General features: G+C 68.5%; 6 protein-coding genes. All 6 read left to right on the top strand.

Going from position 1 to position 6,925, the window contains the following annotated elements:
* Positions 1-364 (top strand): ATP-binding cassette domain-containing protein (locus AB0B48_RS31080; RefSeq protein ID WP_357207794.1); only part of this gene is annotated, 364 nt, incomplete at its 5' end.
* Positions 361-1,332, top strand: a complete 972-nt coding sequence (locus AB0B48_RS31075) for an ABC transporter permease (RefSeq protein WP_112585260.1) — start codon at positions 361-363, stop codon at positions 1,330-1,332. The genes AB0B48_RS31080 and AB0B48_RS31075, both read left to right, overlap by 4 nt.
* A 2-nt stretch (positions 1,333-1,334) precedes the next feature.
* Complete coding sequence (locus AB0B48_RS31070; RefSeq protein ID WP_357207791.1) at positions 1,335-2,318, top strand: ABC transporter permease; 984 nt, start codon at positions 1,335-1,337, stop codon at positions 2,316-2,318.
* A 13-nt stretch (positions 2,319-2,331) separates the two neighbouring features.
* A complete protein-coding gene (locus AB0B48_RS31065) occupies positions 2,332-3,516 on the top strand; it encodes an ABC transporter substrate-binding protein (protein ID WP_307857817.1) in 1,185 nt (394 codons plus the stop codon).
* A gap of 6 nt (positions 3,517-3,522) precedes the next feature.
* Positions 3,523-4,374: a sugar phosphate isomerase/epimerase family protein gene (locus AB0B48_RS31060; protein ID WP_357207789.1), complete on the top strand. Its 852-nt coding sequence runs from the start codon at positions 3,523-3,525 to the stop codon at positions 4,372-4,374.
* A 78-nt stretch (positions 4,375-4,452) separates the two neighbouring features.
* The gene (locus AB0B48_RS31055) at positions 4,453-6,846 is read left to right on the top strand and encodes an RICIN domain-containing protein (RefSeq protein WP_357207786.1); all 2,394 of its coding nucleotides are present in this window, start codon (positions 4,453-4,455) and stop codon (positions 6,844-6,846) included.
* Positions 6,847-6,925: the final 79 nt, after the last annotated feature.

The raw sequence follows: 6,925 nt of genomic DNA, 5'->3' as shown, positions 1-6,925 counted from the left end.
GGCCGCCGTGGAGATCCGCGGCGCCGGCGACGACCAGGAGATCCGTTTCCTGTCCGGGGGCAACCAGCAGAAGGTCGTGCTGGCCCGATGGCTCGCGCTCAACCCGCGGATCCTGCTCTTCGACGAGCCGACCCGAGGCATCGACGTGGGCGCGAAATCAGCCATCCACGATCTCGTCCGCCGCCTCGCCCGGGATGGCGCGGCCGTGCTGATGATCTCGTCCGATCTACCGGAGCTGCTGGGAATGAGTGACCGGATCGTCGTCATGCGGGACGGCCACGTCGCGGGTGAGCTGCCCGCCGGCGCGACCGAAGAGGAGGTCGTCGCGCTGGCGGTCGGCACGGCACGTGAGGTTGTCGCATGAGCGCTCTGTCGCTGCTGCCGGCCCGGCGTTCCGTACCGGGCGTGTTCGTGGCCCTGACCCTGACCCTGACGATCGGTTGGCTGGTCGTCCTGCTCGACGGTGGTCAGCTCTTCAACCAGTCCACGACAGTGAGTCTGCTGCATGTCGCGGCCGGCCTCGGGCTGGTCGCGGTTGGCCAGACCCTTGTCATCCTGGGGGGCTCGCTGGACCTCTCGGTGGCGTACGTGATCAGTCTCAGCACCCTCGTCGCGGCCGAGACGATGAACGGCAGCGACGGCGCGGTGCTGCCGGCGATCGGCCTGGTGCTCGTCGTCAGCGCCGGTGTCGGGTTGCTCAACGGGCTCCTCGTCACCAGGTTCCGGGTCAACGCGTTCATCGCGACCCTGGGCGTCGGGTTGCTGCTCAAGGGTTATCTCGACAACGGCTACGACGGCCCGGCCGGCACCACCGCACCCTCGCTCGTGCAGGCGCTCGGCTATCAGCGGGTCGGGCCGGTGCCGGTGTCGTTCCTGCTGTTGATAGCGGTCACCGCGGCGGCCTGGTTCGCGCTGTCGCGGACCCGCTTCGGCCACCACCTGGTCGCCGTCGGCGGCGACCCGGAGGTGGCACGGCTCTCCGGCGTCCGCAACGACCGGGTCCTCGTCACCGCCCACGTCCTGTGTTCGATGTGCGCGGGGCTGGCCGGCATCTACCTCGCCAGTCGGCTCGGCTCGGGCGCCCCCCGGGTCGGCACCGAGGGCCTCTACGACCTGGAGTCGATCGCCGCGGTGGTGATCGGCGGAACCGCCCTCGCCGGTGGGCGCGGCGGTGTCATCGGCACGGTCGGCGGGGTGCTGCTGCTGGCCAGCATCGACGCCATCTTCAACCAGCTCGAGGTCGACGCCTTCTTCAAGCAGGTGATCCGGGGCGTCATCATCATCGCCGCGGTCGCCGTCTACGCCCGCCGGGCCATGCGAAAGGCGGCCTAGCCATGCAGACCGTCCAGCCCCGTTCTCTGCCACTGCGTCTGCCGCGGCTGCGTCCCGGTGGCGTCCTGCCGATCCTCGCGATCCTCGCGGTGCTGTTGGTGCTCGTCGGCATTCGTCAGCCCGACTTCCTGGCCCCGCAGTCGCTGATGTCCTTCCTCGGCCGTTCGGCCCCGATCATCCTGCTCGCCGCCGGCCAGTACTTCGTGATCGTGTCCGGCGAGTTCGACCTGTCGGTCGGTTCCCTGGTCACCGCCCAGGTGGTGGTGGCCGCCCGGCTGATCGACAGCGACCCGGCGCGTACCTGGCCGGTGGTGCTGCTCCTGCTCGCCTTCGGCGCACTGGTCGGGCTGGTCAACGGCCTGATCACGACACGGCTGCGGGTGCCGTCTTTCATCACCACCCTCGGCATGTTCCTGATCCTCGTCGGCGCTGTCTACCTGTGGTCCGACGGCGCACCGAAGGGTGGGCTCTCCGAGGAGTTCCGGCGGTTCGGTCGGCGGGCCTTCGAGGACGTGCCGGTGCTGGGCCGCGTGCCGTACGCGCTGGTGGTCCTGGTAGTCCTGGCGGTGGCGGCCGTGCTGCTGATGCGCTCGGACTTCGGCCGGACGCTGGTCGCCGTCGGCGACAACCCGCGTACCGCCGAGCTCAGCGGCGTACGCGTCTGGCGTACCCGGACCTTCGCCTTCATCCTCAGCGGGCTCGCGGCGGCGGTGGCGGCAATCCTCCTGGGCGGCTACAGCGGCGTGTCGTTCCAGGCCGGCGCGGGCCTGGAGTTCGGTGCGATCACCGCTGTCGTCCTTGGTGGAGTGGCGCTCGGCGGAGGTCGCGGCGCGGTCGTCGGGGCGATGCTCGGCGCGCTGACCCTCGAACTGCTGTTCGCCCTCATGAATTTCTACGGCGTCTCCGGCGCCCTCAGGTCGACCGTCCAGGGCGCGATCATTCTGCTCGCCGTGGCGGTCTCGGCAACCCGTTCTTCGTCGAGATAAAGGGGAAACCATAGTGCGACGTTCCATGGCGGCCATTGCCGCTGTCACCCTGCTGTCCCTTGCCGCCTGTGCCACCGACGAGCCGGCCGCGAGCCCGTCGGGAAGCGCGTCCGCCGCCACTGGTTCCGGCACCGGAGACCAGTCGAAGTTCTTCGTGCAGGCCGACTACGACGCCGAGTTGGCGCTGCTCGACGCGGCACCCACGGGCCCGGCCGACAAGCCATGGGAGCAGGTGCTCAACCCCACGATGGTCGACACCGCCAAGTTCAAGAAGAACGGCCCGCACAAGATCTGCTTCTCGAACGCGGCGCTGAACAACCCCTGGCGGCAGGTCGGGTTCAAGACCATGCAGGCCGAGGTCGAGGCGCAGAAGAGCCGCATCAAGGAGTTCGTGCACGTCGACGCCGAAGGTAAGGACCAGAAGCAGATCGCTGACATCAACGACCTGCTCGGCAAGGGCTGCGACGCGCTCATCGTCTCGCCGAACACCACCGCCACGCTCACCCCGGCCGTCGAGGCGGCCTGCAAGGCGGGGCTGCCGGTCGTCGTCTTCGACCGCGGTGTCAACACGAAGTGCCCGGTGACGTTCATCAACCCCATCGGCGGTTACGGGTTCGGCCACGTCGGGGCCGAGTTCGTCAGCCAGAAGATGAAGCCCGGTGGCAAGGTCCTCGCCCTGCGGATCCTGCCGGGCGTGGACGTCCTGGAGACCCGCTGGTCGGCGGCGAAGGTGGCGTTCGACAAGGCGAAGGTCGACGTCGTGGGCGTCGAGTTCACCGACGGTGACCCGGCCAAGACCAAGAAGATCGTCGACGACTACATCCAGCGGTACGGCACGATCGACGGTGTCTGGATGGACGCCGGAGCGACGGCCGTCGCGGCGGTCGAGGCGTTCCAGGACGCGGGCAAGCCCGTTCCGCCGATGAACGGCGAGGACCAGCTCGACTTCCTGAAGATCTGGAAGGACAAGAACCTCACCGCTATCGCACCGACCTACCCGACCTACCAGTGGCGGACACCGATTCTGGCGGTGCTGCAGATCCTCGACGGCAAGCAGGTGTCCAGCCCGTGGAAGCTGCCACAGCCGACCGTCACGCAGGACAACCTCGACAAGTACCTCGACCCGAGCATGCCGCCGCTGCACTACGCGATGTGCGGCTGCACCGACCTGCCCGGCTACCCGCAGCGCTGGAAGTAGGAACCGATGTACGCCATCGGCGTCAACCCGTGGGTGTGGGCCTCGCCGGTCGACGACAAGGCCCTGGCCGAGCTGATCCCGCGGATCGCATCGTTCGGCTTCGACGCGGTCGAGTTGCCGATCGAGCAGCCCGGTGACTGGGATCCGGTCCGCACCCGGGACCTGCTGGCCGAGCACGGTCTCGTCGCCGCCGGCGTCTGCGCGGTCACCCCGCCCGGACGGGACCTGGTGGACGCCGCGCCAGCGGTCGTCGAGTCGACGGTGGCGTACCTGATGCATTGTGTGGAGAACGCGGCGGCCGTCGGCGCTGGATGCGTCGGCGGCCCCGTGTACGCCTCGGTCGGCCGCACCTGGCGGATGTCGCCAACGGCCCGCGCGGCCTGCTACGCGGAATTCCGGCGGGCCCTGGCACCGGTGGCCGAGCAGGCCGGTGAGTTGGGCGTGAGCATCGGTGTCGAGGCGTTGAACCGCTACGAGACGAGCGTCGTCAACACGATCGAGCAGACGATCGAGTTGATCGACGGGCTACCGCCGAACGTCGGCATCATGATCGATACCTACCACATGAACATCGAGGAGGCCGACCCCTACGCGGCCCTCGCCGTCGCCGGCCGGCACATCAAGCACGTCCAGGTCAGCGGCACCAACCGGGGCGCTCCGGGTGCCGACCACTTCGACTGGCCCCGGTTCTTCACCGTCCTGCGGGACACCGGTTACCAGGGCTCGATCTGCATCGAGTCGTTCACCGCGGAGAACGAAACCATCGCCACCGCCGCGGCGATCTGGCGTCCGTTGGCCCCCTCGCAGGACCGTCTCGCCACGGACGGCCTGCGCTATCTCCGGGAGATCCTCGGATAACTGCCCGACCCGTCACCCCCGCGCTGGTCGAGGCCGCTCCGCCACCCCACCCCGTTCTCATGTCAGGAGCACCATCCCGTGTCCTCGTCCCTTTCGCCGCTGCGCCGACTGCTGGCCGGCGCCGCCGCGACAGCGGTGACCGCGCTGGTCGCGGTAACCGCCTCGGCGTCCCCGGCCTCCGCGGCCACCACCACCCTCTACGCGTCGCCCTCCGGCACCGGCACCGCGTGTTCCGCCAGCCAACCGTGTTCGCTGACCGCCGCCCAGACCGCGGTACGGGCGATCAACAGCGCGATGTCCGGTGACATCGTCGTGGAGTTGGCCAACGGGGCGTACCGGCTCTCGTCACCGCTGCGGTTCACCGCGGCCGACTCGGGCAACAACGGCTATCAGGTGATCTGGCGGGCGGCCTCCGGCGCGCGTCCGACGATCACCGGCGCCCGGGCGGTCACCGGCTGGTCGCTCGTCGACTCCGGAAAGAACATCTGGCGGGCCAACGTCGGCGCAGGGCTCGACTCCCGTCAGCTCTACGTCAACGGGACCGTCGCCACCCGGGCACGCACCGCCGTGAACCGCTCCGACTTCACCTTCACCACGTCCGGCATGCGGTTCACCAACAGTGCGCTGAACTACCTGAACAACCTCGGCAACCAGAACCGGGTCGAGGTGGAGAGCGTCGGCTCGTTCACCGACCGGTACTCGCCGGTGCAGAGCATCAGCGGAAACTTCCTGACGATGCAGCAGCCGGCGTGGAACAACAACACCTTCGGGTTCGACACCCTCTCCAGCCCGCACCGCGCCGGTCCCTTCTACCTGACCAACGCGTACGAGTTCCTGGACTCGGCGGGGGAGTGGTACCTCAACCCGAGCAACGGCCAGCTCAACTACATCCCCCTCGCCGGGCAGAACATGAGCTCGGTCAGCGTCGAGTTGCCACAGCTACAGTCCCTGGTCAACGTCGGCGGCACCCTCAGCGCGCCGGCGCACCACATCTCGTTCAGCGGCATCACCTTCACCGGCACCAGCTGGCTCGGCCCGAGCAGCAGCAACGGTTTCGCCGACCAGCAGACCGGTGCCCACATCACCGGCACCTGGTCCCGGCCCTCCGACGCGCTGACCTCCTGCCAGGCCGGCTGCCCCCAGTTCGAGGCCACCCGGCCGAACTGGAACCAGATGCCCGCCGCCGTGCAGGTCTCCGCTGCCAACACCATCACTTTCAGCGACTCCCAGTTCGTCAACCTCGGGCAGACCGCGATCGGCATCGGCAACGACGCCAACGCCCATGCCAGCGGTGTCGGCCTGGGCGCCAGCGACATCACCGTCACCCGCTCCGAGATCGCCCGTAACTCCGCCGGTGGCGTCGTGGTCGGTGGCGTACGCGCCGACGCCCATCACCCCAGTGACCAGCGGATGGTCAACCGCAACATCACCATCAGCAACAACCGGGTGCACGATCTCGGCCTCGAGTACCGGGGCGTGGTCTCGATCCTGACCACCTATGTGAACACGGCGTCGGTCTCGTACAACGAGGTCTACAACATGCCGTACACCGGTCTGTCGGTCGGCTACGGCTGGGGCGCCAACGACGCCGGTGGCAGCCAGCACTACGCCAACCGGGGCCTCTACAACTACCAGCCGCGCTACACCACGGCGACCACGGCGGCCAACAACCAGGTCATCGGCAACTACGTGCACGACGTGATGCAGCAGATGACCGACGGCGGCTGCATCTACACGCTGTCGGCGAACCCGGGCGCGACCATCAACCAGAACTACTGCCTGCGGACCAACGGCTGGTTCGGGCTCTACTTCGACGAGGGCTCCCGCTACTACACCGCCCGCAACAACGTGTTCTCCTCCACCGGTACCTGGGCCACCGCCAACTACTGGTACGCGGAGAACATGGGCAACTTCACGGTCACCAACAACTGGTCGACGAACAACTCCACGAACGTGACGAACGGCGACCGCGGCAACGTGGTCAACGGCAACGTCACGGTCAGCAACGGCAGTTGGCCGTCGGGCGCGCAGACCGTGATCAACGCGGCTGGCGTGCAGAGCGGCGGCGGCACCAACCCGCAGAACGTGCAGATCGTGGGTGCACAGTCGGGCCGCTGCGCCGAGATCGGCAACTCCAGCACCACGAACGGCACGCAGGCCCAGATCTGGGACTGCATCAGTGCGGCCACCAACCAGCGGTGGACCCACACCGCCAGCCGTCAGCTCATGGTCTACGGCACCAAGTGCCTGGACGCCTCCGGCCAGGGCACCAGCAACGGCACCGCCGTGGTGATCTGGGACTGCAACGGTCAGGCCAACCAGCAGTGGAACGTCAACGCCAACGGCACGATCACCGGTGTGCAGTCGGGTCTCTGCCTGGACGCCAACGGCGCCGCGACGGCGAACGGCACGAAGCTGATCCTCTGGGCCTGCTCCGGCGGCACCAACCAGCAGTGGCAGTTGCGCAGCTGATCCAGTAGCACGACACCGACAGGTCCGGGCCGGCGCGGGACGCCACGGCCCCGCCCAGTCCGGTCAACCCCCCCACCTA

Origin of the sequence: Micromonospora sp. NPDC049089, assembly GCF_040648775.1 — a bacterium.
In the GTDB taxonomy this organism is placed as follows: domain Bacteria; phylum Actinomycetota; class Actinomycetes; order Mycobacteriales; family Micromonosporaceae; genus Micromonospora.
The sequence above is the reverse complement of the archived record's forward strand: the minus strand, read 5'-3'. Positions and strand labels throughout refer to the sequence as shown.

What these genes read in the sequence shown, in the direction of transcription:
- AB0B48_RS31070 (WP_357207791.1), top strand. Translation starts at nt 1,335, where the DNA reads ATGCAGACCGTCCAGCCCCGTTCTCTGCCACTGCGTCTGCCGCGGCTG.
- AB0B48_RS31075 (WP_112585260.1), top strand. Translation starts at nt 361, where the DNA reads ATGAGCGCTCTGTCGCTGCTGCCGGCCCGGCGTTCCGTACCGGGCGTG.
- AB0B48_RS31060 (WP_357207789.1), top strand. Translation starts at nt 3,523, where the DNA reads ATGTACGCCATCGGCGTCAACCCGTGGGTGTGGGCCTCGCCGGTCGAC.